The 24756-nt window shown below is 59.8% G+C and carries 21 protein-coding genes; 3 read left to right on the top strand and 18 right to left on the bottom strand.

Annotated features, from left to right (window positions below; translation table 11 throughout):
- Window positions 1-10: 10 nt before the first annotated feature.
- The gene (locus ACTV8E_RS15725) at window positions 11-2386 is read right to left on the bottom strand and encodes a heavy metal translocating P-type ATPase (protein WP_443200123.1); all 2376 of its coding nucleotides are present in this window, start codon (window positions 2384-2386) and stop codon (window positions 11-13) included.
- Between the two features lie 171 nt (window positions 2387-2557).
- On the opposite strand from ACTV8E_RS15725, the gene ACTV8E_RS15720 reads away from it, so the two are divergent.
- From ACTV8E_RS15720 to ACTV8E_RS15710, 3 genes are all read left to right on the top strand, one after another.
- Window positions 2558-3241: a heavy metal response regulator transcription factor gene (locus ACTV8E_RS15720; protein WP_443200122.1), complete on the top strand. Its 684-nt coding sequence runs from the start codon at window positions 2558-2560 to the stop codon at window positions 3239-3241.
- Window positions 3238-4602 carry a heavy metal sensor histidine kinase gene (locus tag ACTV8E_RS15715; RefSeq protein ID WP_443200121.1) on the top strand — a complete coding sequence of 455 codons (1365 nt, stop codon included), beginning with the start codon at window positions 3238-3240 and terminating at the stop codon, window positions 4600-4602. Before ACTV8E_RS15720 ends, ACTV8E_RS15715 begins: the two co-directional genes overlap by 4 nt.
- Before the next feature lie 266 nt (window positions 4603-4868).
- Window positions 4869-5075, top strand: coding sequence for a hypothetical protein (locus tag ACTV8E_RS15710; protein WP_443200120.1), 207 nt, complete (start codon window positions 4869-4871; stop codon window positions 5073-5075).
- A 301-nt stretch (window positions 5076-5376) separates the two neighbouring features.
- Here the strand turns inward: ACTV8E_RS15710 and ACTV8E_RS15705 are convergent, their stop codons facing one another.
- The 17 genes from ACTV8E_RS15705 to ACTV8E_RS15625 form a co-directional block, all read right to left on the bottom strand.
- Window positions 5377-5553 carry a DUF2933 domain-containing protein gene (locus ACTV8E_RS15705; RefSeq protein ID WP_443200181.1) on the bottom strand — a complete coding sequence of 59 codons (177 nt, stop codon included), beginning with the start codon at window positions 5551-5553 and terminating at the stop codon, window positions 5377-5379.
- 138 nt (window positions 5554-5691) lie between these two features.
- Window positions 5692-6228: a cupredoxin domain-containing protein gene (locus ACTV8E_RS15700; RefSeq protein ID WP_443200119.1), complete on the bottom strand. Its 537-nt coding sequence runs from the start codon at window positions 6226-6228 to the stop codon at window positions 5692-5694.
- Between the two features lie 250 nt (window positions 6229-6478).
- Window positions 6479-6859 (bottom strand): copper-binding protein, encoded by a 381-nt coding sequence (locus ACTV8E_RS15695; RefSeq protein WP_443200118.1) that lies wholly within the window; start codon window positions 6857-6859, stop codon window positions 6479-6481.
- Window positions 6856-10011, bottom strand: a complete 3156-nt coding sequence (locus ACTV8E_RS15690; protein ID WP_443200117.1) for an efflux RND transporter permease subunit — start codon at window positions 10009-10011, stop codon at window positions 6856-6858. The genes ACTV8E_RS15695 and ACTV8E_RS15690 overlap by 4 nt, the downstream gene beginning before the upstream one ends.
- Entirely contained in the window at window positions 10008-11624 is a 1617-nt protein-coding gene (locus tag ACTV8E_RS15685; protein WP_443200116.1) for an efflux RND transporter periplasmic adaptor subunit, read from the bottom strand. Before ACTV8E_RS15685 ends, ACTV8E_RS15690 begins: the two co-directional genes overlap by 4 nt.
- Window positions 11621-12874, bottom strand: coding sequence for a TolC family protein (locus tag ACTV8E_RS15680; protein ID WP_443200115.1), 1254 nt, complete (start codon window positions 12872-12874; stop codon window positions 11621-11623). The genes ACTV8E_RS15685 and ACTV8E_RS15680 overlap by 4 nt, the downstream gene beginning before the upstream one ends.
- A gap of 733 nt (window positions 12875-13607) precedes the next feature.
- On the bottom strand, window positions 13608-14321 hold the full coding sequence (locus ACTV8E_RS15675; protein WP_443200114.1) for a PFL_4669 family integrating conjugative element protein: 714 nt from the start codon (window positions 14319-14321) through the stop codon (window positions 13608-13610).
- Window positions 14322-14496: 175 nt separating this feature from the next.
- A complete protein-coding gene (locus ACTV8E_RS15670; RefSeq protein ID WP_443200113.1) occupies window positions 14497-15726 on the bottom strand; it encodes an STY4528 family pathogenicity island replication protein in 1230 nt (409 codons plus the stop codon).
- A complete protein-coding gene (locus ACTV8E_RS15665; protein WP_443200112.1) occupies window positions 15723-16280 on the bottom strand; it encodes a DUF2857 domain-containing protein in 558 nt (185 codons plus the stop codon). The genes ACTV8E_RS15670 and ACTV8E_RS15665 overlap by 4 nt, the downstream gene beginning before the upstream one ends.
- A 13-nt stretch (window positions 16281-16293) precedes the next feature.
- Entirely contained in the window at window positions 16294-17691 is a 1398-nt protein-coding gene (locus tag ACTV8E_RS15660) for a ParB family protein (RefSeq protein WP_443200111.1), read from the bottom strand.
- Window positions 17691-19034, bottom strand: coding sequence for a replicative DNA helicase (gene dnaB / locus ACTV8E_RS15655; RefSeq protein ID WP_443200110.1), 1344 nt, complete (start codon window positions 19032-19034; stop codon window positions 17691-17693). The genes ACTV8E_RS15660 and dnaB overlap by 1 nt, the downstream gene beginning before the upstream one ends.
- Entirely contained in the window at window positions 19031-19876 is an 846-nt protein-coding gene (locus tag ACTV8E_RS15650; protein WP_443200109.1) for a ParA family protein, read from the bottom strand. The genes dnaB and ACTV8E_RS15650 overlap by 4 nt, the downstream gene beginning before the upstream one ends.
- Window positions 19877-19880: 4 nt before the next feature.
- The gene (locus tag ACTV8E_RS15645; protein ID WP_443200108.1) at window positions 19881-20090 is read right to left on the bottom strand and encodes an AlpA family phage regulatory protein; all 210 of its coding nucleotides are present in this window, start codon (window positions 20088-20090) and stop codon (window positions 19881-19883) included.
- 89 nt (window positions 20091-20179) lie between these two features.
- Window positions 20180-20980 (bottom strand): hypothetical protein, encoded by an 801-nt coding sequence (locus tag ACTV8E_RS15640; RefSeq protein ID WP_443200107.1) that lies wholly within the window; start codon window positions 20978-20980, stop codon window positions 20180-20182.
- A 181-nt stretch (window positions 20981-21161) separates the two neighbouring features.
- The gene (locus ACTV8E_RS15635) at window positions 21162-22268 is read right to left on the bottom strand and encodes a TraI domain-containing protein (RefSeq protein ID WP_443200106.1); all 1107 of its coding nucleotides are present in this window, start codon (window positions 22266-22268) and stop codon (window positions 21162-21164) included.
- Between the two features lie 242 nt (window positions 22269-22510).
- Window positions 22511-23332, bottom strand: coding sequence for an AAA family ATPase (locus ACTV8E_RS15630; RefSeq protein WP_443200105.1), 822 nt, complete (start codon window positions 23330-23332; stop codon window positions 22511-22513).
- A gap of 126 nt (window positions 23333-23458) precedes the next feature.
- Window positions 23459-24364 (bottom strand): ArdC family protein, encoded by a 906-nt coding sequence (locus ACTV8E_RS15625; RefSeq protein ID WP_443200104.1) that lies wholly within the window; start codon window positions 24362-24364, stop codon window positions 23459-23461.
- Between the last annotated feature and the right edge of the window lie 392 nt (window positions 24365-24756).

Genomic DNA, 24756 nt, shown 5'->3' with positions numbered 1-24756 from the left:
GTCAAGCGTGTCAATCGATTGCTACCTTGCGCAGCCTCAAGGCGTTAAACACCACCGAGGCCGAGCTCATGCTCATCGCCAGCGCGGCGATCATCGGCGACAGCAGGTGGCCGGTCAGCGGGTACAGCAGGCCGGCCGCCAGCGGAATGCCCAGGGCGTTGTAGAGAAAGGCGAAGGTCAGGTTCTGGTGCATGTTGCGCACGGTGGCCACCGACAGGCTGCGCGCGCGCAGGATGCCCAGCAGATCGCCTTTGACCAGCGTGACTTGGGCGCTGTTCATCGCCACGTCAGTGCCGGTGCCCATGGCAATGCCAATATCGGCGCGCGCCAGGGCTGGGGCGTCGTTGATGCCGTCGCCGGCCATGGCCACGCGGTGACCTTGCTGTTGCAGGGAGGCGGCCAGGCGTTCCTTGTCCTGCGGTTTGACCTCGCCGTGCACTTCCTCGATGCCCAACTCGCGGGCCACTGCACGGGCAGTGGTCAGGCCGTCGCCGGTGGCCATGATCACCCGCACGCCGTCTGCCTGCAGGCGCTGGACCGCCAGTTTCGACGTCGGTTTGATCGGATCGGCAACCGCCAGCAGGCCGGCCAGCGCGCCGTCCACCGCCAGGAACATGATGCTCACGCCTTCGCCGCGCAGCTGTTCAGCACGTGCCTTGAGGGGGCTGGCATCCACGCCGGCATCATTCATTAGCGCGGTGTTGCCCAACTGTAAGTGGTGGCCGTCAACCTGGCCACGCACGCCGATGCCGGAAGCCGATTCGAACGCCTCGGGCGTGCTCAATACCAAGCCCTGTGCTCGGGCATGATCGACGATCGCGTGGGCCAGGGGATGTTCGCTGCCTTGATCCAGGCTGGCAGCCAGTCGCAGCACCTCGTCGTGGGTGAAACCGGGCGCCGCTTCCACGCTGTGGAAGGCCGGGCGACCTTCAGTCAGGGTGCCGGTCTTGTCGACGATCAGGGTATCGATCTTGCGCAGGTTCTCGATGGCGCCGGCATCGCGAAACAGGACGCCGCTGCCGGCCGCCTTGCCGGTGGCGACCATGACCGACATCGGCGTGGCCAGGCCAAGGGCGCACGGACAGGCAATGATCAGCACCGCCACCGCGTTGATCAGGCCGAACACCCAGCTTGGCTCCGGCCCCCACAGGCCCCAACCGAGGAAGGTCAGGATGGCGATACCGATCACCACCAGCACAAAGTAACCGGCGATGACGTCGGCCAGCCGCTGCATTGGCGCCTTGGAGCGCTGCGCCTGGGCAACCATCTGCACGATTTGCGCAAGCATGGTCGAGCTGCCAACCTTCTGCGCCTCCATCACCAGGCTGCCATGGGCGTTCAGGGTGGCCCCGATGAGGCTGTCGCCAGCGCGCTTCATGATCGGCACCGGCTCGCCGGTCAGCATCGACTCGTCCACTGCGCTTTCACCTTCCAACACCAGGCCGTCGACCGGCACCTTCTCGCCTGGTCGCACTCGCAGTTTGTCACCGCTGTGCACATGGGTGAGCGGGATGTCTTCTTCCGTGCCGTCGGCATTGATGCGCCGCGCGGTCTTGGGCGCCAGGCCGAGTAGCGACTTGATCGCCGCCGAAGTCTGCGAACGCGCCTTGAGTTCGAGAATCTGGCCGAGCAGGGTTAGCGAGATGATGACTGCGGCCGCCTCGAAGTACACGCCGATGCGCCCATCCTGGATGAAGTCGGCGGGAAACACGCCCGGCGCCAGGGTGGCGACCAGGCTGTACAGGTAGGCGGCGGCGGTGCCGAGGCCGATCAGCGTCCACATGTTCGGGCTGCGCAGCAGGAACGAGCGTACGCAGCGCACGAAGAACGGCCAGCCAGCCCAGAGCACCACCGGAGTGGTCAATACAAGCTCGACCCAGTTCTGCGTAACGCCGTGGAACAGACTGAGGGCATGACCGCCCATGGCCAGCACGGTGACAATCACCGTCAACGGTAGCGTCCACCAGAAACGGCGGGTGAAGTCCTTGAGTTCTGGGTTTTCCTCTTCTTCCAGATCGGGCATGACCGGCTCCAGGGCCATGCCGCATTTGGGGCAAGTGCCAGGGCCGATCTGAAGAATTTCCGGGTGCATCGGGCAGGTGTATTCGGCACCGGGATCGGCTACAGCGGCCGACGCCTGGGCAGCGGTATGGGCGTGGTCGCCATGATGGACATGTTCGGCACACTTGGAGGTTTTGCCCGGCGCGGGTAGATACTGGCGCGGCTTGGCATTGAACTTGTCCAAGCAGTGCTTGCTGCAAAAGTGCAGCCGATGGCCGTCGTGGCTGGCCTGGTGGGGGCTGTCGGAGTTCACCGTCATGCCGCAGACCGGATCCCGATCACTGGGCAGTTGGTGCAGCGAGGGGGGTTGAATTGCGTTGGACATTAACCGCTCCTGTATAGACCCTTGTGCGCATCCTGGAGAGCAAGGGCATTTTCGATAATTTACCTGCGCGGGGCTGACGTCATCCTGACATCAGGATTACATTGCTGTCAGCTTCTGGTCCGCGTCCTTTCTGCGGGGCACACTAGTCGCTCTGTCATTTGAGTCCTGCCCATGAAACTTTTGGTCGCGGAAGATGAACCGAAAACCGGCGCTTACTTACAGCAAGGGCTCAGCGAGGCCGGATTTACCGTCGATCGCGTCACCAGTGGCATCGATGCCCTGCAATATGTGCTGAGTACACCCTATGACCTGCTGATCCTTGACGTAATGATGCCCGGTCTGGACGGCTGGGAGGTACTGCGCCTGGTGCGAGCGGCCGGCAAGGACATGCCCGTGCTGTTTCTTACCGCGCGGGACCGTGTGGAGGACCGGGTCAAGGGTCTGGAACTGGGGGCCGATGATTACCTGGTCAAACCCTTCGCGTTCTCCGAGCTGCTGGCCCGGGTGCGCAGCCTGCTGCGGCGCGGCAACACGGCTGCGATCGCGACACACCTGCGCATCGCCGATCTGGAAGTCGATCTGTTCAAGCGCCGCGCCATACGCGCCGGTCGGCGCATCGATTTGACCGCCAAGGAATTCGCCCTGCTGGAACTGTTAATGCGCCGGCGCGGCGAGGTGTTGCCCAAGTCGCTGATTGCTTCGCAGGTCTGGGATATAAATTTCGACAGCGACACCAACGTGATCGAGGTAGCCATTCGCCGATTACGGGCCAAGATCGACGACGACTTCGAGCCCAAGTTGATCCACACCGCGCGCGGCATGGGCTACATGCTCGACGAGCCCGAGCAGTCGTGAGCCGCCTGTCCCTGACCACGCGCTTGAGCCTGCTATTTATGCTGGCCGTCACCAGCGTGCTGGCGCTGGCCGGCGTGTTGTTCAATCAGCTCAGCCAGCACCATTTCGACGAGCTGGATCGCCAGGTGTTGGCTGATAAGCTGGTTGCCGCCGAACAACTGCTGCTCGGACTCGGCGACCTGCAGCGCCTCGATCCAGTGCGACCACAGCTGCACGCCATGCTTGGCGGGCATCGCGACTTGTCCGTACTAATCCTTGATGGCGAGGGCCGCATCCTGTTCAGCATGCCGTCGCTGAACGTGGTGCCCGAGCAGTATCGGCAATTGGCCACGCGAGAAGCCGGTGAATGGCATCTCAATGGTCAGGTTTTGCGCGGCGCGGCGCGAGTAATTGAGCGAGGCAGCCAGCGCTTGAGCGTGCTGCTGATGCTCGATGTGACTACTCACAAGGTATTTTTCCATGTTCTGGCCGGCTGGCTGTGGGCGGTTCTGATCCTGTTCGCCCTGCTCAGCGCCTTGCTCGGCTGGATGCTGGCCAGAAGCGGTTTGCGACCCGTGCGCGACGTGACCCAGGTGGTGGCCTCGGTGTCGGCCAGATCGCTAACCGAACGCATCCCCACGCAGAACGTGCCGGTTGAGCTGATACCGCTCGTGCTGGCTTTCAACGACATGCTCGCTCGTCTGGAAGAGTCCTTCGTCAGGCTGTCCAACTTCTCGGCGGACATCGCCCATGAGCTGCGCACGCCGGTCAGCAACTTGCTGACGCATACCGAGGTGGTGCTCAGTCGCGCAAGAAGTCTGGACGACTATCAGGAAAACCTGCATTCGAACCTGGAAGAACTGCAGCGCATGTCGAGGATGATCGACGACATGCTGTTTCTAGCCAAGGCGGACAACGGGCTGATTATTCCCGAGCGCCAGCCGGTGGACCTGCATCGGCTGTGCGCCAGTCTGCTGGAATTCTACGAAATGGTCGCTGAGGAGTGGAAAGTCCGTTTCGTGCTCACCGGTTCAGCAACACTCAACGGCGACGCGCTGATGCTGCGCCGCGCGCTGTCCAACCTGTTGTCGAATGCGCTGCGCTACACCCCGGAGGGTGCGGCGATCCTCGTGTCGATTCGACAGGAGATGGGCGAAGTGCGACTGACGCTGAGCAACCCCGGTGAGAGCATTGCACCTGAACACCAGGAGCGTCTGTTCGACCGTTTTTACCGGGTCGACAAGGCTCGGCGTGAGGGCCAGCCCGGAAATGCCGGTCTGGGCTTGGCCATTACCCGTTCAATCGTCGAGGCCCATCAAGGGAGCATCCAGTGCCGCAGCGCCGAGGGCTGTACCACATTCGAACTGGCATTTCGCGTTTAACGTGGGTGGTCTGATTTTTTCCACCTCCGTGGCTCGCCTATACCGCCTTCTATGGATTCTGATGATCGCCCTGCAAAGCGGGACTCAGCCGCAGAGGTAAGTAAGGAAGCCAGCGGCACGTTGAATGGCAAGGGTGGGCCGAAAAGAGTATTTGCCATAAAATTCCGTTTTTATCGCATTTCAAATAAGTAATGTTGGGTTCAGTCTCTTGTAATTTGCGGGTTGTTATAGTGAAAACAATCCATAGAAAGTTGAGAGGCTGATAAATGAAAATACTTAAATATTCAATTTTGGCTATGTTCCTGGCAAGCGGTGCTGCTATAGCAGAGGAAGGGTCTACCAAATCTATAGAAATGAACCAGAAGCTCCGCGCTAACCAAGGGTTGCTGTGGGAGGCAGGGACAAAAATAACTGATCAGAGCGATCAGGCTAAAAATGAGGATGAAGCAAAACTGGTGGATAAAAGCTCATAGTCTTCAACTTTGGTTGTTCACCTCTTTGAAGTAATGCTCATGCTCCCATTGAGGTGTACCTTTAGGCGCTGAAAAGCGCCTTTTTTTATCGTGCGCCGTGAGTGGCGCTGTCCGGTTCTCTATTGTGGTGAGCCGATGACTAATAAGTGAAAGTCCTCTGCACACCATTAGAGAAAATGTTCTTGATTTCTCAGCCTCAGAGGGGCTCTGCGGCTGAACATAATTGCCCCAGATGGACTGCAGCGGTCGGCGTGCTCGGTACTGCCTGGGGGCGCTATAGACGCTTTTTGTCGAAGCATGCCTAAGGCTTTTGATTCTCTTTGGAGTCATTGGTGCTTTGGGAATGGGAATGCCCGCCATGATTGTGGCCAAACAGATGCATCAACGGGCAAAGTAGAAGTATGAAATAGAATAGAGCCTGAGAAAGATGACCGTAATGCTCCCGCGCCACATAAAAGATACCAATTATTCCAACCATGATCAGCGCGATCACAATTCTGCCTTTTCCAAAAAAGCGCTCTTTAGTGTTGGGATGATGGGAGTGAACCATATATTAGCCTCGCTTCAATTATCATTGGACTGGTTGAATCCATGATCTGCCAGAGTTGACGCTGTTTTAGCGCACAGTCAACTTACCGACCATCCCCGATTGATAATGCCCGGGAACGTTGCAGGCGAACTCTAGTTCGGTCTGCTCTGAGAAAGTCCAGATCAGTTCGCCGTCAGCGCCCGGCTCAAGCAGAACACTGTTTGGATCATCGTGAACCATATCAGCCATTGTCTCGTCTCCCGCGCCATGCCCCATCTTGCTCATGTCATGTGCTCCAGTCAGAGACAACATGCCATTTTGAAACATGGCCGCCATCTCCTTTTGATGAGCGACATGCGCCGCAGCTTCACCAAGGCTAAATTCGTGTAAGACGACACCTTCGTTCTTCAGAACAAAACGGACCGTTTCGCCGGGCTTAAAATTCATTGCCTTAGGCTCAAAAAAGTGGTCTCCCATTCGTACCTCAAGGGTGCGGTCTACTCTCTGAGGATCTCCTGGATGCCCGATACCCGCAGTTCCATGACTATGACTAGGGCTGGCCAGCGCGCTCGTAGTGCCGAAAATCAAACCAAAAGCAGCAATGAAGGGAATTGACTTAATCATGAAGAACCTTGTAGGGAAGATAAGGGGTCCTATAATAATAGGCAGAGGAAGCTGTCGTAATGCTGACTAGAACATTACATTATTATCAGGTTGGCTGGATTTATTGAGCAGGAGGGAAGGGGCAACAGTTAGGTGACGTTCAGGAACGTAAGGCCTTGGGATTCTGAAAATTTTACTATGACGTAAACTAAATGCTGTCAGTAAATGCCCGTCCTGTTTTCAGTGACGGGCATTTTTTAATTATGAGGCGTTACCATTTCTTATGTTGATGTTTTTTTCGCACTGATCGCAAGGTGCTAATTTTTCCTGTCAAACCATTCGGGATGAATTCAAATTCCACCACACTTCCCACATACAATCTCTTCAGTTGTTCTGGAGTGGCGTCAAAATCCATGATCATCGCCGGCCACTGCAGGCCAGGTACTGGGTTATGGGCAATTGAAACCGTACCTTGCCGGGTGTTTACGGCTTTGACAGTACCTCTTGCCTCTGCAGTCAGTGCAGTGCTGGTGTTTTGGGCCACATAGGCGTTATTAGCTGTCCCCGTATACGTCAAGGGCATGTTTTGCTGGCCCGCAATGGCACCTTGGCTTACGACCAGCATTACAGACGCGATCAGTGCGTATTTCATTGCTGATTTCCTCTTTCGGTGGGAAGTGGAAGTTGTTGGGGGCGACGCATAAGGCGATAGGCGGCCGGGATAACGAACAGCGATAGCAACGGCGCACTGAGCATGCCGCCCACCATGGGCGCGGCAATCCGGCGCATGATTTCGCTTCCGGCGCCGTCGCCCCAGAGGATCGGTAGAAGGCCGGCAACGATGACCATCACCGTCATCGCCTTGGGGCGCACCCTTTGCACTGCGCCATCGTGGATGGCTTCGAGCAGCGCGCCGTCGTCGTTGCGCCCGTTTTGCATGCGGTCGCTCCAGGCATGCCTGAGGTAGAGCAGCATGATGACCCCGAATTCCGCCGCCACTCCGGCCAGGGCAATGAAGCCGACCCCGGTGGCGATGGAGAAATCGAAATCCAACAGGTAGAGGAACCAGACGCCACCCGTCAGGGCAAAGGGCAGCGTCAACATGATCAACAGGGCCTCGTCAAAGCGGCTGAAGGTCAGGAACAGCAGCACGAAAATGATCAGCAGCGTGGCCGGCACCACCAGTTTCAATCGGGCATTGGCGCGTTCGAGGTATTCGAACTGGCCCGAATAGCCCAGGCTCATGCCTGCTGGTAGTTCAACCTGCTCGCTGATCGCCAGGCGTAGGTCGGCCACTACTGAAGCGATATCGCGGTCTCTGACGTCGACATATACCCAGCCATTGAGCCGGGCATTCTCACTCCTGATCATCGGCGGCCCATCGCTGACGCCGATCCGCGCCACGCTACCCAGGGTGATCTGGCTGCCTTCAGGGGTCAGAATCGGCAGTTGTTCGAGGGCGGTGGGGGAGTCGCGCCATTCGCGGGGATAACGAACGCTGATGGGGTAGCGTGCAAGACCTACCACCGTTTCCCCGATGTTTTCCCCACCGACAGCGCTGGAGACAATGGCCTGCACATCGGCGATGTTCAGCCCATAGCGCCCCGCAGCCTGGCGGTCGATATCAATATCCAGATAGCGGCCGCCGGTCAGGCGCTCGGCCAACGCCGAACTGACCCCTGGCACTTTCTTGGCGACGGCTTCCACTTCAAGGGAGACCCGTTCGATTTCGGCCAGGTCGCTGCCGGCCACCTTGACTCCGATTGGACTCTTTATGCCAGTCGCCAGCATGTCGAGACGGTTGCGGATCGGTGGTATCCAGATGTTGGTAATACCCGGCACTTGGACTGTGCGATCCAGTTCAGCCACCAATTTCTCAGGCGTCATGCCCGCCCGCCATTGCTCGCGCGGCTTGAACTGGATGGTGGTTTCGAACATTTCCAGAGGCGCCGGGTCGGTCGCGGTGTCGGCGCGCCCGGCTTTGCCGAACACATGGGCGACCTCGGGCACGCTCTTGATCAGCCGATCGGTTTGCTGCAGCAGTTGTGCTGCCTTTTGCGCGGAGAGGCCGGGCAAAGCCGAAGGCATGTAAAGCAGATCGCCTTCGTCCATGCGGGGGAGGAACTCACCACCCAGTCGGGCCATCGGCCATAACGTCGTGAGCAAGACCAGCAGGGAGATGCCCAACGTGATTTTCGGATGGCGTAACACGCTGTCCAATGCGGGCCCGTAGAGGCGGATTAGCCAGCGGTTGAGTGGATTCTGTTTTTCATCTGGCAAACGTCCCCGAATCCAGTAACCCATCAGCACCGGAACCAGGGTCACTGACAAGCCGGCCGCCGCCGCCATGGCATAACTCTTGGTGAAGGCCAAAGGCGCAAACAGACGCCCTTCCTGGGCCTGTAAGGTAAACACCGGAATGAATGACAACGTGATGATAAGCAGACAAAAGAACAGAGCCGGTCCCACTTCTTGGGCGGCCTCGGACATCACGCGCCAATGTTCGTCGCCTTCGAGTTTTTTGCCGGGATGGGCATGCCGCCAGGCCTCGGCTTTCTTGTGAGCGTTCTCGATCATCACCACCGCGGCATCCACCATGGCGCCAATGGCGATGGCAATGCCGCTCAAGGACATGATGTTGGCATTGATACCCTGGTAATGCATGGCGGCGAAGGCGATCAGCACGCCGATAGGCAGCGAAACGATGGCGACCAGTGAAGAACGCAGGTGCCAAAGGAAAAGCGCGCAGACCAGCGCCACGACAATAAATTCTTCGAGCAGCTTGAAACCCAGGTTTTCGATGGCCTGCTCGATGAGCGTGCTGCGGTCGTAGGTGGTGACGATTTCCACACCGGCAGGCAGGCTTTTCTTCAGCTCAGCGAGCTTGGCATGCAGCGCCGACAGGGTTTCCTGAGCATTCTTGCCACTGCGCAGGATAACCACGCCACCGACTGTTTCCCCTTCGCCATCCAGCTCGGCAATCCCACGGCGCATTTCCGGTCCAAGCTGGATATGCGCGACATCGCCCAAGGTGATGGGCACGCTCCGAGACTCAAGTCGCAAGGGGATGGCGCGGAAGTCGGCCAGCGTCGCCAGATAGCCGGAGGCGCGCACCATGTATTCCGTTTCGGCCATCTCGATGACGGCCCCGCCGACTTCCTGGTTGGCCTTGCCAATCGCTTCGACGACCTGTGCCTGAGTAATGCCCAGGCTTGCCATCTTGAGCGGGTCGAGCTGTACCTGATATTGCCTGACCATGCCGCCGATGGTGGCCACCTCGGCCACGTTGGGCAGGGTTTTCAGCTCGTATTTCAGGAACCAGTCTTGGAGCGAACGTAGCTGGGCCAGATCGTGACGTCCGCTGCGATCGACCAACGCGTACTGGTAAATCCAGCCGACGCCGGTGGCATCAGGTCCCAGCGAGGCTTGCGCTGTTGACGGCAGGCGGCTTTGTACCTGGCTCAGGTACTCCAGGACACGGGAACGCGCCCAGTAAAGGTCGGTGCCGTCCTCGAACAGCACATAGACGAAGCTGTCGCCGAAAAAAGAATAGCCGCGTACCGTTTGGGCTCCAGGTACGGACAGCATGGTGGTGGTCAGCGGATAGGTGACCTGGTTCTCCACGATCTGCGGCGCCTGGCCAGGATAGGTGGTGCGGATAATGACCTGAACGTCGGAGAGGTCCGGTAGCGCATCGACTGGCGTGTTTTTCACCGACCAGATACCCAGTACGGTCACGAAAACGGTGGCCAACAAGACCAAAAAACGGTTGGCCAGCGACCAACGAATGACGGCGGCAATCATGGCTGCTGCTCCTTGCGTTGAATCCGCTCAATGAGCAGGCCGTTATCGGTTTCCCGCACGGCGAAATGAATCGCATCGCCAACTTTCAGCGGTTGCAAGAGCGTGGGTGTGGCAGCTCGGAACGTCATGGTCATACCCGGCATGCCCAAGGTGCGAAACGGGCCGTGCGCGATGCGCACGCTGTCCGATCCCAGATGCTGAATGTGTCCTTCGGCCTCATGCAGAGCCGAGGTAACGGCGTTCGGTTGGGTATGGGCCGCATGAGTGGGATCAGTTCCATGGCCGTTATGGGTCATGGAGTGGCTGGCATGGGTTGAGTGGTGGGAAGGCTCGTGTCCTGGTAGGACGGGGTCGGTTGCCGGCGCTGTGGCATGTTGGTGCCCGGCCATGTCGGGCTCGGTTGCAACGATGCCTCTCAGGCTGGCTTCCGAGTCGAGTAGAAACTGGCCAGAGGCGACCACCTGCCGACCTTCTTCCAGACCGTGGAGAATGGCGATACGGCCGTTGCCCTCCTGGCCCAGGCGAACCTCCACCGGCCGGTAGCGGCCCACGGGCTCGGCAAGCATGACCAGGGAGCGTTTTCCGGTGCGGATCACCGCTTCGCTGGGTACGTGCAGTACCGGCTCGTTGCTTCCGGAAGCGAGCTTCACATAGGCCGTCAGACCCGGCCGCAATTGCCCCTGGGGATTGGGTAACTCGACGCGAACCCGCAACGTGCGGCTCGCCGCATCGGCCGCAGAGAGTACCTGGGTCACGGTACCCTGTATGAGCTCGCCGGGTAGCGCCGGCAGACGGGTTTCAACCTCCTGGCCGGGGCGAATCGCGCCGCCCAGGGCTTCGGGTATCGCCACCTCCAGCCAGACGGATTGCAGACCGTTGATTTTGGCCAGGTCCGCCCCAGCCAGTAGGGACATGCCGGCACGCACATTCAACTCTTCCAGTGAGCCGTGGATGGGGCTGACGATGGTCAGCATCGGCAGGGACTGACCACTGCGCTCGATTTGTTCGATCAAGCCATTCGGCATCCCGGCCACGCGCATCCGCTGGCGGGCGGCGCCGATCAGCTGAGCATCGCCCATGCGGCGCAACGCCAGGAACTCTTCCTGCAGCGCAATCCACTCCGGCACCAACATATCTACCAGCGGCGCGCCCTTTTCGAGTACATCGCCTGGGGCACGCCGATAGACGCGCTCGACAAAGCCGCCGGCTCGGGCTTGCAGCTGTGCGACGTCCCGGGCATTGAAGGCCAGCACACCGGAAGCCTCTACATAAAGGTCCAGTTTCCCGAGTTCCACGCGGGCAACACGCACTCCCAGGTTCTGGCTCACGCCGGGGTCGATGCTTACAGCAGCGGTGGCTCCGGACTCATCGGCGTAGCGCGGCACCAGGTCCATATCCATGAAGGGCGACTTACCTGGCTTGTCGAATTTTTGCTGCGGGCTCATGGGGTCGTACCAATAGAGCACCTTGCGTTCCTGCTGAACATTTGCCGCCATAGCGCTTGTCTGCGCCACGGCGGGTTGATTGTGCTGGGCAAGCCAGTAACCGCCGCCCAGTCCGGCCACAGCTGCCAGGCTGACAACTGCAACGCCTTTTAATGTCTTGCGGCTCATTCGCTCATCTCCCCATAGGCGTAGTGCAGGCGGGCGCGGGCAATCGCCTCCAGGCCCTCCAGGTCGGTCTGTTTCAGGCGGGTTTCCAGAAGTTCCCGGCGTGCCGTGAGTACCGCATTCAGCTCGCCCTTTGCGGCGCGGTAGCCGGCCATGCTCAGCACAATCTTTTCCCTGGCCAGCGGCAGCAGGCAGTTTCGGTAGCGTTCCAAGGCGCGACTCAGGCGCTGCTGTTCCGCCAGTTCGCTGGCAAGCTGCGCGGCGTAGGCACGTTCGGCGGCCTCGCGTTCGGCTTCCAACTGATCGAGAGCGGCGTATTGAGCGGCAATGGCCGGATTCTGACGTGAGCCCTGGAACACGGGCAGGCTGAAGCTCACCGACAGGTTGACCATGTCACCGAATTCCCGACCTCGGCGCAGGTAGTCGACCTCCCAACTCCAGTCAGACTTTTTTTGCGCCACCGCCTCGCTGATGCGTGCTCTGGCTTCGTCATGCATGGGGTCGTAGAGCTGAAGTTCAGGGCGCTGTGTCTGCCGCTGTGCATAGCGTTGGGCGTCTACCGGCCAATTCGGTACGCTGCCGCTAAGCGGGTTGTCCGCCGCAGGTCCGATCCAGCGTCTGAGCGCGGTGCGCGCCTGGGTGCGACGTTCCTCCAGTTCATCTTGGCGCTCGGCTAGCAGCGCGGCTTCTTGCCGTGGCGCCACTTCGTCCGCAGCTAGGCCTTGGCCACCGGCAATTTGCGCGCGCACGGCTTCGGTGAGCAGGCGGTTCTCGGCGAATAACTCATCGAATAGTGCGAGCTGCCGTTCAACGGTATGGGTGGCGATCCAGGCCTTGGCCGTTTCCAGACGCACGTTGAGCTGTTCGACGCGTTGCTGGGCCGCAGCGACCTTGATTGCCGCGTTGGCTGTCTCGGCTCGGGCGCGGCGTTTAGCGCGGTTGGGCACCTCTTGCATGAGGCCGACCATTTGCATGGTCATGTCATCCTGGTCCACGCTCCAGCGCTGGTCACCCTCAATGGGGACGCTTTGTAGGCCGAGCACGAGTTTCGGATCGGGTAGCTCAGCCGCCGGGATTGCGGCATTACGAGCGGCTTCTATCTTGGCCGCCTCGGCTTTCAACGAAGGTGTTTGGGTAGCGAGTCGCTGAGCCTCGTCAAGACTCAAGGCATGAAGCGCGGTCGGAATACTTAATGCACAAGCCGCAAAAAAGGCCATTAGCACCCGGCCGCATCGTAGCTGTCGGAAAAACATGGGAGCGATTCCTGTGAGCGCTGCTGCGCCATAAGGGGCGCGCATAGAGCGTCTATGCGAGACGCATTTATTTGGAACAGGAATCAGGACATGGGAGGACGCCATACGGCGTTATTTGCATGGAGAAGAAAGCAGGATGGCGGGAAGTCGTAAACGGGGCCAGCCGCAGTAAGGGTTGACAATGGGCTAACGGGAAGTTGAAAGAGATGGTTGGCCTTGCATTCAAAGTTGGTTTTGCAAGAGTTTTTGTCTGATCCCCCATCTTGCTGTTTATGGCAGTTATTCAGCGCATCCATCACGCGGATGTCCGCATCGTGTTTGGAGGTTTCCTCATGCATTGCTTTCGCTAATACATTTATGTTTAGCGAGAATAAAAGTAGAAGGAAAAGGTAAGGTCGAAAATAAAACTTCATTATTTTGTTTGTTGTTCAGGTTTAAACGGGAAGTGTTATTTTTAATATAAGTGAGTTCCGCTGACGAAAGCATGAGGGTTAAATTACATTTCTGTAATTTACATGCTCGATGGTGTAGTTGAGGTTTCAAACCAATTGATTGAAGTAAGGGAATGGAGCCCTGCGCTGTTTATGCGCCATTTTCCAGCCCCCACTTGCCCGGGATGCGGAGCCTCCCGAGCCGGGGGGGCTTTTCTGAAAAGCAATGTTGCGGCATGCACCATGCCAGTCTGGTCACGCCGAGTGATGCAGCGATTCAGCTCGACGATGTTTGGTAAGCGTCAAGTTGCACTCTCGCCAGGGTGAAGGTTGGTAATAGGGCTGGCTCGAGCCCTCACAATACTCGGCGCGTACTGCGAGCGCCGCACTCCGCTGAGGATGTCTTCCGGCAGTGCTCCCAGGCGTGCGCGGACCGCCTGCGCCTCGGCGTGGTTGGCCTGAAAGTCCTCGCGGCTCAATCCCGATGGTTTGCAGCGCTGCGCCAGGTCGAACAGGCCGCGTAGCTGACGGCCGCCACTGTCCAGGATGCGCGCCATGTCCTGCTGAGTGATCAGCGCGGTGTGATGGGCCAGCAGGGCGCGGCGAGCCAGCACGTCGTAATCGGTTAGCAGGTAAACACCCAGAAAACCCAACTGACTGCCAATGAACAACGGCAGGATGACCGGGTGCTGATTCAGATTTTCACCCACGTAGACCTGTCCGGGCCTGTCCTCGTGGATGCGCTTCAGGTGCTGGATCAGTTCGCCGATACTGGCCTTGGCGGACTCCAGTTTTGCTTCGAGCTGACACATGGCCCAGTCGGCATAGGGATCATCGCGGGCCGCCGCCTGCTTGAGCCGATTGGTGACCTGGATATACCCGGCCATGCCGAGAATTGGCCGAGCGCCGGGGCGCGCCGTGCGACCGCGCCAGATCAGGGCGGCATGGAAGGTGTGCAGGGTCAGACTGATGTTGCTGCGCAAAGCGCCCAATTCGAGCGGATGGAACGCGTCCACTGGCAGGTCCTCGCGGCGGCGTAAGTGGTGGGATGATGCGCAATGCCGAAAGCCCATGCAGCCACAAAACCGAAAGTGCTTTGTTCGGTTATTACCGCTTGAGATACGGACCGTTATGTCACTGACATAACGGTCATTGCGCCGGGCGGCGGGTTTATTCCACTGGCATAACGCATCAGGTCTCGGGCCTTAATCGGCTGTGTTGGCGAAGTTCATCCAGGCAGGCCTGCACCTGTGCGGACACCGGGTCGCCGGGTTGGCGTTTGGGCTGTGCAGTGCAAGGGCGTTCGGGCGGTTTAGCAGGGGGCGCTGTGCTTGTCTCGCTGGCGCCGGCCCACAGCATGAACTCGCCACGCCTGGCCCGCTGGATCAGTGCCGTCAGGTAGGCCGCGGGCTCGCGGATGCCACCGGCCCTGCAGCGTGCGGCGGCCTCGTCCAGCACGGCCTGACGTTGTGCCGGTGCCAGGCTGATCAACGCCGGGATGACCTGCCGCTGTGCGCTGGGGCTGAGCTTCAGGGTATTCAGCCCATCGAGGCAAAAGCCAAGCGCTGCGTCCTCCTGCGCGCGCGGTACAGTACAGATATCAATACTTGTATTTGTATGTACTGTACTGGGTGAGTTCGGATTCCGAACTGGGTGGTAAGTCCTTGATTTCAGGCTTGGTTCGGTTTCCGAACTGGGCGCTGCACGATTCCGAACCAGGGCTTGCGCGATTCCGAACTGAGCAAAATCACCTGGTTCGGATTCGTGCGGTGGCATAAGTATGCTTGGTCTGGCGCGTTGGTGAGGACGCAGTGGCCGACTTGCATGAGGTGTTGGCACCTGTGAGGGGCCAACGGCGGGGTCCTGTTTCAGCTCGTCGAGCACCTGTTCGGCCACCAGGCGTACCGCCTTGGCCGCATGCACCAGACTGTTGCCGATCAGCTCAGCGTACTGAGGATCAAGCTTCAGGGCTTCGGCAGGGCTCAGCGGTTCATCATGCAGGACGTACACCGCCTTGCGTAACTGACCTGTGTGGGCGTCACGCCCCTGTGATACCCGACTGAGCCAGCGGGTCAGGCGCAGCAGGGACAGCACGCGCGCCACGGTTTCTCGCGAGGCGCATGTGCCGCCTGGCACGCTGGACAGATAGTGCTGCAGATCGCCATGGCGTTCTGTGGCCGTTTCAGACTCGTGGGCCAGCAGGTGAATGACCAGCCAAGCATTGCGCTCCAGTGGGGTCAGTCGCCTGTCGAGCAGCAGGGCGCGTGGCACAGCGCCGTGGGGCTTGCCGCTGTAAAGGATGACGCGGTGCCTGTCGCTTTGATTGTCGCTGGAATGGCCTGCGTCGGATCGGTGCGGCTCCCAGGTGGCAGGCAGTCGGGTGGCGTGCTGAATAATCCGCATCCAGCGCGCGGTGCTCATTGTCGTTCGCCGTGTAATGCCACTTGCTGCCAGATGTGGGACACGCTGATCTGCTGCTCTTCGGCCAGCAACAGCATGGCTTCAAAATGCGCCAATGAATCCTTGCTGTGCTCCTTGGGGCGCAACTGGCGCCATCTCAGCCAGAGGGCATGTTGCTGGGCCTCGCTGAGTTGCTGGGGGCGTCCCTTGCGGACCGGGACGTTCAGCAGCCGCCTGCGCAGTGCGGTTTCCGAATTCAATAGGCCGAAGCACTCGTACATGATGGCGCTGCTGGCGCCGAGGCGGATCGCCCGGTTGATCAGCCGCTCGAGCTGCTCGTCCCGTTCACCCTGGGCAATGATGCGCCGGAACGTCTGTACATCGATGCGCACGTGCACCCAGGGCACCGCTGCGTGCGCCAGACTCGCCATAATGCTGTAGGGCAGTGTTTGCAGAAGCTGCAGGTCATCCTCACTCAGGCCCAGCGTCTTGCAGCGCTGCAGGTTGCCGGCACGCAGGTCATGCAGAAGCTGGATCAGCATGGCGTTGTTGAGGATGTTGAAGGAGAGACTCATCGCGGTACTCCTTTCAGATGGCAGGCGGGGATTCCAGGTCGATCAGGCGGCGACTCAGGCGGATCAGGCGCAGGAGCTGCATCAGCAGCGTATCCGGCAGGCGGGCCAGACCGATGTCCTCGGCGGGCTGGTCGGGCAGTGGCAACTGATAAATGCCCAGCAGCACCTGCCCGAACAACGCGGCCGGCAGATGACGGCGGTCCTGCCAGTCGAGAGCATCATGTGCACGCAGCAAGGCGCCCAGAAGCAACTGCACGGACAGCGCCAGAGGCGACTCGTTGGGGCTGGGCCGGCAGGCAAACCCCAGGCCGTAGTCGGTGGGGAAGACTGCCTCGGCGCTGCCGGCGGCTGTGGCCAGGGTGCTGGCCAGGCGGTGGATGTCCGCGCGCAGCCGCACCGGGCTGTCGAGTTCAGGATTGATGGACCACAACTCCGTACCGAGGGCGCGTTCGCTATCGGCCTCAGGTTGGCTGGGGTGCTGGCGTATGTGCTCGACGCGGTGCGGTGGGGGGATGCTGGACGGCTCTCTGTCCGGTTGCGTCTCGGCTGGGCGTTCTGTGGAGGTTAGCAGGGGGGCCGATTCGGCAGGCGGAGTGTCCGGCTGCTCCAGTTGGCTCAGCAGATGCTCGCTCAGCGCCTCGATGGGCGGGATGCCCGCGGTGTCGAACGCTTGCAGGGTGCGTGTCCAGAATGTGCCGAAGTCTTCTCCAGCATTCTTTTGCTGCTCCCAGAGAGCCTGCGCCTGTTTGCGCAAGGCCAGCAGCCGTGCGATCTGGGGTTTTCCCAAGCCTGCTCGCAGCGCCAGGGGTAGTCCCGGCAGCAGGTGTTCAAGCGTGTCGAGCATGCGGCTGATGTGCGATTGCGAGACCGGATAGCCGCCTGCGGACAGGCGTCTGGCCAGTTCCTGCTGGCTGAGTGCGGGACCGTCCTGTTCATAGAGGGACTTGATGCGCCCCACGGCGAGGGCGCGTTCGATGAAGCTGAGCTGGGCATGCAGGTCGTTTTCAGCGAGATGGCCGAGGAGCGCGCTGGATTCATCCGTCCACGGCTTGAACAGGCAATCGAGGTAGAAGAAGCGCTCATCGGCGGTTTCGGTCCAGAGCTCGTTGAGGATGGCCAGACGGGTGTTGCCGCCGTTGCGAATGATGTAGTGGGTTTCCCCAGGGCGTCGGGTAACGGTGGGGGGCTGATCCAGCCCGCGCTCGCGGATCGAGGCTTTGAGCTGATCGTGGAGCGGATTGCGCAGGATGCGCGGGTTGTGTTCGTAGGGGCGCAGTTGCTCCAGGCTGACGCGGATGGGTGTGTCGCTTAGCGGGTCGGCCAGAATAATCTCTCGGGACGCCTCGCCTTGGGTCGACCGCAACTGCTGGGCAATGCTGTCCAGGGAGGGGTGGGCATGGCGAGGCTGCATTATTCCGGCCTCCAGCTGGATGGCGTGGCCAGTGACGCGAAGCGCGCCTGTTCGGCAAGAAACGCGCAGTACACCGTACCGGTCGGGCCGTTGCGGTGTTTGCCGATGATCAGTTCCGCCGTGCCGCGCGCCTCGCTGTCCTTGTGGTAGACCTCGTCGCGGTAGACGAACAGGATCAGGTCGGCGTCCTGCTCGATGGCCCCCGATTCGCGCAGGTCGGACAGCAGCGGGCGCTTGTTGCTGCGCTGCTCCAGGGCACGGTTGAGCTGGGACAGGGCGATCACGGGGCAGTTGAGCTCCTTGGCCAGGGCCTTGAGTGCGCCGGTGATCTCGGTGATTTCCAGGTTGCGGTTTTCCCGTGGGGATGAGCGCATCAGCTGCAGGTAATCGATCATCACCAGCGCTGGCATGCCGAAGCGCCGGCTGGCCCGCCGTGCCCGGGCGCGTAGGGCCGTGCAACTCAGCGCGGGCGTGTCATCGATAATCAGCCGCTCCCCGAACTGGCTGAGCTTGCCCACCGCCGCACTCAGGCGTGGCCAATCGTCATCCTGCAACGCGCCCTTGAGCAGGTTGGACAGCGACAACTGGCCAAGGATGGCCAGCAAGCGATAGACCAGTGCGCGCGCCGGCATCTCCAGGCTATAGATCTGCACGCTGTGCTCGGGGCGGGCGAGCAGGGCGCTTTCAAGCAGGCTCAGTGCCAAGCTGGTCTTGCCCATCGACGGCCGCGCCGCGACGATGATCAGGTCGGCCGGCTGGAAACCCGCCGTGTGCTCATCCAAGGTTGCCAGGCCACTGGGAAGGCCGGTGGTTGCGCTGCCCGCATTGAAGTGTGTGTCGATTTCATCGATGACGATCGACAAGCACTGGTTCAAATCGATGAAGTCGTGGGTTTGAAGGTGCTGACCCAGGCTGAACAAACGTTGCTCGAATTGCTCCTGCAACGCGGTGGCGATCCCGTCGGGCTCGTTGGCTTCGCGGTAGCAGGCGAAGCCGAATTGCATCAAGCGGCGCCGATGGGCGCGGTCGCGAACGATCCCTGCATAGGTCTTTATGTTGGCCACCGAAGGAATGTTCTTGGCCAGTTCACCCAGGTACGCCAACCCTCCCGCTTCCGGCTGACTCTTCAACTGTTCAGCCAGGCTGACCACATCGAACGGCAAGGCCTGCTGGGCGAGTGATTCCATGGCGCGGAAAATCAGCCGGTGCTCCGCGCGAAAGAAGTCGTCGCCGCAGAGCAGGTCGGCAACCAGGTCCCAGGCATTGTTATCCAGCAGCAGGCCGCCGAGGACGGACTGTTCCGCCTCATCGGAGTGGGGCGGCAAAACGGGAGTGATCGTCATTGTGAGTCTCCCGCATCCGGAGACAACTGAGCCAGTTGCCGGTGCCACTGTGGAAACAGCTCGACGGCCAGCGCCTGCAGCGAGGCGAGGCAGGATGGCGCCTTGCGGCCGTGGGGCTGGCGAGGCTCGAAACGGTGGGCCGGTAGCCCGAGCGTGGCGGCCTGCCGGTAGGCGACCAAGCCGGGGATGCTGGTATTGAGGAGCAGCAAGGGCGGTGTATTGCTGAACGAACGGCGCAGGCCAGCGGTAATCAGGCGGCCGTCGTTGCTGATGCTTTCCGTGCGATTGAGCAGCAGGGCCAGCGGTGGCGTGCGGATGCCCATCCGTTGCAGCGGCTGCAGGTCGGCCAGCAATTGCAGGGTGCCGCCATGTACTTCTCTGGCGGCGAGCATTTCCGGGAGCACCGGCGAAAGCGCCCGATCCGCTGCCAGCACTGCCATCTCCAGTACGACGCTGCGCGAACCCTGGGTATCGATCAGGACCAGGTCATAGGCGCTGGCCAGCCGGGGCAGCAGGTTGCGCAGACGGACCCGACCATCGGGGGCATGGAGCAGGAGAGTGGACAGTTGGCTGGTCGGATCATTGGAGCGGATCAGGTCCAGCCCGGCGACATCGGTGCGTGATACGACCTGGTGCGGATCCAACTGGTGCTGGGCGATAAGTTCGAACGTCCCACACGGCGCCCGGTTATTCAGGGGAAAGTAGCTGGACAGGGTCGGCTGGCTGTCCAGATCAATCAGTAGCACGCGCAAGCCCGCATCGGCGAGCATGGCGCCCAGGTTGGCCGTGATAGTGGTTTTGCCCACGCCGCCCTTGGTGGACATGACCGAAAGCACGTACATGCGATCAGCTCCTGTCCAGGCGGGCGGCGATCCACTGCTCGATTTCTTGTGAATCCCAACCCACTGCCCGCAGGCCGATACGCCTGGCGTGCGGGAATTTGTCGAGTTTCATCAGGTTGTAGATGTGCGCCCGCCGGAAACCGGTTCGGCGCATGACTTCATTGAGGCGAAGAATATGGCGTGGGTGGGCGAAAGCCTGCTTGAGATCTTGCATGAGGTCACTCCTTGGCGCCTTGTGGCGTGTGATGGTGACCTGAAGAAAGACAAGCATTGCCCAACGGTAAACCGTATTGGCGGTACGGCTTACCGTATTGGCGGTAAGGGCGTCCTGCCCGCCCCGAGACTTTGCCGAGCTGCGGCGAACTTCCGCTCAAGGGTTCGTTGCGTGATGCCCAGGCGCCCGGTGTGATGCGCAAGCAATGAAGAAATCACGGCGGTTTGCGTTTCAAAATTGGAGTAGGGAATGCCCGACGGGGATTTCCCGAGTAACAAGTTGAGGAGGGAGCCGATGATATTCAGATTGGTTTTTTCGCTGCGTTCGCTGGGAACTCTTGAAGCTCCACTAATAATGCCACTTTCCAGAGATATATCGGCAATCGTTGAATTTTTAAACTGACACTCTGCGCATTGCGACTCTATCTTTCTAAGCAACGAATCATGTTCGGCCTTGATTACCTGAAATGCGCTCAAGGTAATACGGCTGTGAGTCTTTCTTTCAATGGCATCAAAAAGAAAACTTGGTTTCTGATCCGGATAATAATCGGACATCCAGTTTTTAAGGTCGGTATGCCGGACCGTCAGGTAGTGAGATTCGACGCAGGAACCAGCGGTGACAGTAGTGCCCATACAACCGTAGCGCAGCTCGCCGTTATGGATGGCATCGAGGATTTTCTCGTTGTTGACCTGCAGACATGGCCACTTCGCAAAACAGCTCCAGGGCTGGAAGGCAGGTGACTTTGCCGCTTCGGTGAGTATGTGCTCCTCGTGCTCGGACAGGTTGCACCAACGCAGAGCGGCTTCAAGAGGACGGTAATAGATTTTAGAATCGGGATTGTATGGCATCAGTCGAATATCCTTTTCTACGATGACAATTCCTTGTGACATCGTCGTTCGGTTGAGCGAATGGTTCGGGAGTATTTGTTAGCAGATGCACGGAAGGCTGAAAGTGTATTGCGGTTATTTTGGTTTGGAACGTGAGCGGTTTCGAAGTTTAGTGGGTAACAAGCCAAGCGTTTGGGTGGTTTAGTGTTATATGTATATCCAGCCGATTAATATGAGTGCCGAGCTAATCGACTTTCATATCTTGAATTAAACAAAGGTTGGGGTTGTCTGGTGGGGTGATGGAGAAGAGCGCATCTGCTTTCAGCAGATACCCACTGTACCGACGGGACGTGCGGCCTGGCCGCGCCAATGAGCCGTTCCACAGACTCATTCCGTCCGGGCCTTTGCGATGGAGCTGCAGTGCCTCGAAGCGGCGTTGAAGGTTTCGCCACTCCAACCTGCCTGACCCTGGCAGGCTGTCTGCTTTCAGGTCGCGGCAATAACGCTGGAAAAGGGCGGGGCTGCAAAGGAATGCCTGGCCATCAACGACATGCACCTTTGAGTTGTCCTCATTCACCGACAATTGCTGTTGGGCGATGAGCCTCCTCAGCCAGAGGAGAAACGCCAGCCCGGGGTTTTCAGCGGTGCGGTCTTCCTCGTGGTGCGCGACGGCAGGGGCTTGAGGGGTATGGTCATCATTGACCATCGCGTCCCGGGATGCGGAAGCGACGTCTGTCTGGCCCTGGCTTGCGGGTGGGGAACCGTCCAGCGCCCGTCGCGCCAGGTCAATCAGCTCGCCCAGCTCACTTGCCTGGGGGCGAGGGTTGATGGAGGCGATAGCGAGTTGGTTCCATAGCTCAGGGAACCCCTGAAGCCAGTTACAGATGCCTTGGTCGACAAGCAGGGCCAAACCGTGGCCGTTTCCAACGTCTGCCTGGGCAAGCGTATTCAGTTCATCGAGCAGCGCGGCATACACGAGCGCCGCGGACCAGGCCTCGGTCTGGTGTGCCTGCTCTTCCGGGGCTGCGCCGGCGGGAAGCAGTCGTGAGCGGCGCAGGCAGAGGGCACTCTCGATCAAGGCCAGGCTGTGGTCCAGAAACCCTCCCGGGTAGGCGTAGGTTTTCTGCTGGGCTGGCATCTGCTGTACCCGTGCCGCGTAGCGTGTGAGGGGGACCAGGAAGAGCTGTTCGAAGCATGCTTTCGGCAGTGAGGTTTGCTGATAGATGCGATCCAGGTGATCACCGCGGTCGGCTATCCATAGCGCCCTATCAGCGACGTGCTCATTTTCGTCTGAGGAGGCGGTGAGCAACCGGGATCGGCTTGCTATTGAGAACCTGCGAAGCCAGCGCATGGGTACCCCAGCAGGAAAAATGCCCCGGCAGAACCGGGGCAGCCGTTACGCGATGAGACTCTTATATTCAGGCAAGAGCCGGGTTGGCTGCGGGGGGCGATTGGTATCGCAATCGGGGAGGCCTGCGGCCTGCCTCCAGTGAACCGAAGGCAATTGCCGGGGGCTGCGGTGATGAAGCACCGGGCGGTTTTGCTGGGGTCCTGGAAGCCAGCCATGAGCCTCACCAAGCGGAGAATCCTGACTTACGTCTCCACCAGAAACTTGACCAGATCGAAGGTCTTGGGCGCGGGCTCCGGGGTGTTTCTCATCTTGCGCGCATTAAGGGTGATCAACCGGTCGCCCGTTGTCCGGCTCAGCTCGTACACGGCATCAGCCGCACTATCGAGCGTCGAGGAGCCACGAGTGCTATTCAGGTCGCTGAGCACCATGACGGTCGCATTCAAGCGACTGCGCAACTCATCCACCAGGCGCACAAGGCGACCCATATCGGCTGCGCTGTATTCGTTCCCGCTGAAACGACGGGACAACGTGTCGATCACGATCAACGCGGGTGCGTGACCGGTAGCTTCGGATAGCGCAGTAATTTCCAGGGCAACCTGTGTGATATGAGCCGCGATGGTCAGATCAACCGGATGGCTGGAGATATAAAGGGGGGCATTCTTGAGGCTGACGTCGTTGTTTTCCGACCAGCCATGCAAACGTCGGGCAATGCCCCCGTGGCTCGCACCGGCAATGTAGAACACGGCGCCTTGGTGCACCGTCTGGCCGTGAAACAGCGTGTTGGTTGCCACACAGCAGGACAGATCGAGGGCAAGGATCCAATTGTCCGTCTCGGATCCGCCGTACAAGACCGCCATGGTGTTCTGTTCGAGGTAGCCGTCCACCAGCCATCTAATGGGCTGCACGGACAGGTCGTCGGCAGCGAAAAAGCCGAAGGATCTCGGGCTCGAATCTGCCACCGCTTCATCCGGATCAACTCTTCTTGGCTCGTTCGCGGCCGACGCGTCTGCTACGGATCGAGACTGAGGCCTTGGGTGCTGCAGCGAAGGGATTTGGTTTTCCATGTCGGTCACGCTCCATGTTGTTGAACAATGCAACGGTTATCAGCTGCTGCCCGACTCCGCATCGATTAAATTGAAATCGATGTCATCGCATTATGTAAAAAAGCCCCGGCAGAACCGGGGCAATCGTTACGCGGTGAGACAGTCAGCCTTCAGGTTCAGCAGGTACTCGCTGGCATCGCGCGCATAACCGCTGGCGCGGAAAATCGCCTGCTTGTTGCTTTGCAGAACCTTCAGCCATGACTCGATGTAGCCTTCGTGGCGCAGCTCGCCCTGAATGCCCGTCAGGGCGCACAGGTAGGCCGCGCCGATTTCCGCGATCAGCTCCTCGAAGGCATATTCCGGCGAGCCAAACGGGGTGGGCAGCACAATCCCCTCGCGGTTCAAACGACGCGCATGACCACTCCAGTGGGTCAATTCATGCAGGGCCGTCGCGTAATAGCCGCCGGTGGAGCTGAACTGCTGCTGGCAGGGCAGCTGGATGAAGTCCTGCGTGGGTGAATAGAAAGCCTTGTTTTCGCTGCGGTGGATGATGCATGCCCCGGAGCGACGCATCAGGCTTTCGGCTTCATCGTGGGGTGAAAAGTCGGCCGGAACCGTGATCTCCTCCGGTGACGCTTCCACGCCCTCGGTCTGTTCAATGTTGAACAGAAAGTTGCGTCTGAGCACCGGAATGCGCTCCAGCTTGGGCAGGCCATCTACATCGCTGATGATGTTGCCCGACTGATCTCGAGCTTCGCGCTCCTTGTAGCTGTAGAAGACGGTCAGGGTACTGCGTTCGTCTTTGCGGACATGACCGCCAGCCTCTTTTGCCTGATGGTAAGTGAGCCAGCGATCCTGGCTATAGCCCTGCAATCGTGCTTCGGCCCAGAGCAGCAGAATGTTCACGCCCCGGTAGGCGCGTCCGGTGACCGCGTTGCTGGGAAAGGGAGAACTCACAGGCCGACCGGGATGCCAAGGTTTGATCCAGGGCACCACCTTCTGTTTCAGAGCCTCGACGATCTTGTGGGTCACCTCTTGGTAAATATCACTCATGCTGTTTTCCTCGGCGAAGGCATGCCCATGCCCGACCGGGAATGGGTGCCCGGTGGGTAGGGAAGCGGCCTATGGCGCCGCGAAGACTGCTGGTGAAGTGGCGTTCATCACCGAAGTGATTGTGCGAGCCGCCGAACGCTGATCGCACTTGGGTCGAATCACCCGGTTAGGGCGTAGCCTTGAAGATCCTGGCTACCTGGGACGTGCTGCAGCGGCAGCGAGTCGTTAGGGGTAGTTAGTTGGGATCGACAGCCTTGGCAAGACGGCGAAGAAGGCTCAAATCCATGGGCTTCCACTGCGTTCTGATACTTGAAAGCGAAGCGACCAACGGCGCGGTATGCCATGGATTGTTTCGCCGCGCCGGCCAAGCTTGCGGGAATGAATCGAGTCGG

It is taken from the genome of Pseudomonas sp. B392_1p, assembly GCF_052245235.1.
GTDB lineage: Bacteria > Pseudomonadota > Gammaproteobacteria > Pseudomonadales > Pseudomonadaceae > Serpens > Serpens gallinarum.
Note: the sequence above shows the minus strand (reverse complement) of the source record. Positions and strands in the feature narration are given on the sequence as shown.

Excerpts from the sequence above, each read along its gene's own strand:
- ACTV8E_RS15660 (WP_443200111.1), bottom strand. The coding sequence starts at position 17,691 with ATGCAGCCTCGCCATGCCCACCCCTCCCTGGACAGCATTGCCCAGCAG.
- dnaB (WP_443200110.1), bottom strand. The coding sequence starts at position 19,034 with ATGACGATCACTCCCGTTTTGCCGCCCCACTCCGATGAGGCGGAACAG.
- ACTV8E_RS15630 (WP_443200105.1), bottom strand. The coding sequence starts at position 23,332 with ATGGAAAACCAAATCCCTTCGCTGCAGCACCCAAGGCCTCAGTCTCGA.
- ACTV8E_RS15705 (WP_443200181.1), bottom strand. The coding sequence starts at position 5,553 with ATGGTTGGAATAATTGGTATCTTTTATGTGGCGCGGGAGCATTACGGT.
- ACTV8E_RS15685 (WP_443200116.1), bottom strand. The coding sequence starts at position 11,624 with ATGAGCCGCAAGACATTAAAAGGCGTTGCAGTTGTCAGCCTGGCAGCT.
- ACTV8E_RS15690 (WP_443200117.1), bottom strand. The coding sequence starts at position 10,011 with ATGATTGCCGCCGTCATTCGTTGGTCGCTGGCCAACCGTTTTTTGGTC.
- ACTV8E_RS15700 (WP_443200119.1), bottom strand. The coding sequence starts at position 6,228 with ATGATTAAGTCAATTCCCTTCATTGCTGCTTTTGGTTTGATTTTCGGC.
- ACTV8E_RS15635 (WP_443200106.1), bottom strand. The coding sequence starts at position 22,268 with ATGCGCTGGCTTCGCAGGTTCTCAATAGCAAGCCGATCCCGGTTGCTC.
- ACTV8E_RS15645 (WP_443200108.1), bottom strand. The coding sequence starts at position 20,090 with ATGCAAGATCTCAAGCAGGCTTTCGCCCACCCACGCCATATTCTTCGC.
- ACTV8E_RS15670 (WP_443200113.1), bottom strand. The coding sequence starts at position 15,726 with ATGAGCACCGCGCGCTGGATGCGGATTATTCAGCACGCCACCCGACTG.
- ACTV8E_RS15710 (WP_443200120.1), top strand. The coding sequence starts at position 4,869 with ATGAAAATACTTAAATATTCAATTTTGGCTATGTTCCTGGCAAGCGGT.
- ACTV8E_RS15695 (WP_443200118.1), bottom strand. The coding sequence starts at position 6,859 with ATGAAATACGCACTGATCGCGTCTGTAATGCTGGTCGTAAGCCAAGGT.
- ACTV8E_RS15650 (WP_443200109.1), bottom strand. The coding sequence starts at position 19,876 with ATGTACGTGCTTTCGGTCATGTCCACCAAGGGCGGCGTGGGCAAAACC.
- ACTV8E_RS15625 (WP_443200104.1), bottom strand. The coding sequence starts at position 24,364 with ATGAGTGATATTTACCAAGAGGTGACCCACAAGATCGTCGAGGCTCTG.
- ACTV8E_RS15640 (WP_443200107.1), bottom strand. The coding sequence starts at position 20,980 with ATGTCACAAGGAATTGTCATCGTAGAAAAGGATATTCGACTGATGCCA.
- ACTV8E_RS15725 (WP_443200123.1), bottom strand. The coding sequence starts at position 2,386 with ATGTCCAACGCAATTCAACCCCCCTCGCTGCACCAACTGCCCAGTGAT.
- ACTV8E_RS15665 (WP_443200112.1), bottom strand. The coding sequence starts at position 16,280 with ATGAGTCTCTCCTTCAACATCCTCAACAACGCCATGCTGATCCAGCTT.
- ACTV8E_RS15720 (WP_443200122.1), top strand. The coding sequence starts at position 2,558 with ATGAAACTTTTGGTCGCGGAAGATGAACCGAAAACCGGCGCTTACTTA.
- ACTV8E_RS15680 (WP_443200115.1), bottom strand. The coding sequence starts at position 12,874 with ATGTTTTTCCGACAGCTACGATGCGGCCGGGTGCTAATGGCCTTTTTT.